This window comes from Moorena sp. SIO3I6, assembly GCF_010672095.1.
Genome location: NZ_JAAHHU010001011.1, coordinates 1 through 1,795 on the forward strand (window position 1 = coordinate 1; position 1,795 = coordinate 1,795).

Sequence of the window (1,795 nt, forward strand, 5' to 3'; positions counted from 1 at the left end):
TATTACGGTTGAACCTCAAAAAATGGTTTCTTCTTGAAAGGGTGATTGACAATGATAAAGCTATTGGTAACTACAAAAGCATTAGTGGGTGGATCTCACTTTGGCAAAAACACTTAGCACAATAGAAGGCTAATATCATGTTATGATAGTTACCCTTAATAAAAATCTCCCCCATCTCCCCATCTCCCCATCTCCCCATCTCCCCAACCTCCCCAACCTCCCCACACTTCCGGGAGTGATAGATTTACCAAAAAGATTGGGTTTAAAGCCCCGTCCTTCTAGGACGGCTTTTATGTGTACTACTTCAAAAAGTGTAACACTATTTTTTGTTGTTTTATACTATTTGTGTTAGTGTATTAATATACAAAATAGGTCGAGTTCTGATGATCGTACTTGAGTTCAAGACATACGGAAAAAAGAAACAGTATCAATCCATAGATGAGGCTATCCGAACTGTGAAGTTCATTCGGAATAGCTGCATCAGATTGTGGATCGATAACAAGGGAATTGGGAAATACGACTTAAGTAAGTACAGTAAAACCCTAGCCAAAAACTTTCCTTTTGCCAACGAATTGAACTCAACTGCTCGACAAGCTGCGGCTGAAAGAGCATGGTCATCAATTGCTCGCTTCTTTGATAACTGCAAAAATAAAGTACCTGGCAAAAAGGGGTTTCCAAAATTTCAAAAGCATTGCAGGTCGGTCGAATATAAGCAGTCAGGTTGGAAGTTGTCCCCTGACAAAAAATCGATCATATTTACTGACAAGAAGGGAATTGGGAAACTTAAGCTCAAAGGTACATGGGACTTGTGGCGATTTGACAAAAAGCAAATCAAACGAGTTCGGATTGTCAAAACGGCTGACGGCTACTATGTCCAGTTTTGCGTCTCAGTCGATGTAAATGAGCAATTAAAGGCTGCTGATGCAACTGTTGGCCTAGATGTAGGCTTAAAGGATTTCTATACCGATTCTAGAGGCAAAACTGAACCTAATCCAAGATTTTATCGGACAGGGGAGAAGCGGCTAAAGTTCTATCAACGCCGAGTTTCCAGAAAAAAGAAAGGCTCAGCTAACCGTAAGAAAGCTATTAATAAATTAGGCAGACAGCACCTCAAAATAAGCAGGCAGCGTGAAGAGCACGCCAAGAGACTGGCGCGCTGCGTAATCCGGTCTAACGACCTGGTTGCCTACGTTCGCGCAGCGTGCCGTAAGGCAAGATTTGAGAGTTAAGAATCTGGTCAAAAATCATTGTCTGGCTAAGTCTATTAATGATGCTGGTTGGTATCAATTCAGAAAATGGTTAGAGCATTTTGGTCAAAAGTTGGGTAGGGTCACTGTCGCAGTTAATCCTGCCTATACGAGCCAAAACTGTTCTGAATGCGGCGAAGTTGTGAAAAAGTCCCTATCGACTAGGACTCACGCCTGTAAATGTGGTTGTCAATTAGATCGCGATCACAATGCCGCAATTAACATTTTGAACAGAGCCTTGGGTACGGTGGGGCACACCGGAACCTGGATCATCGATCCGTTCGCGCAGCGGAGGCCGTAGGCCACGCTACGCGAACGGGTCTCCCGAAACGCTTTAGGAGAATCGGCCTCTACTCTTCCTGATTCCGGTCTGGGGGAGCAAGCTGGCTCGTTGATTAAAGAATCCCCGTTCTTATAGGACCTATGCTTTATAAACATATTTCTTTACAAAAAACTTGACAAATTTTAGGAATTATGAATAGGAAATAAATAGGGCTGGCTGCATGAAGGCAGAAGGCATACCCGACAAGGCTTTCAAGCCTTTTTTC

At 43.0% G+C, this 1,795-nt stretch carries 1 pseudogene; it reads left to right on the top strand.

What is annotated here, in order from left to right:
• The first annotated feature begins 383 nt into the window (after nucleotides 1–383).
• Nucleotides 384–1,665 (top strand): annotated as a pseudogene (locus F6K49_RS45515) (transposase).
• Nucleotides 1,666–1,795 lie beyond the last annotated feature (130 nt).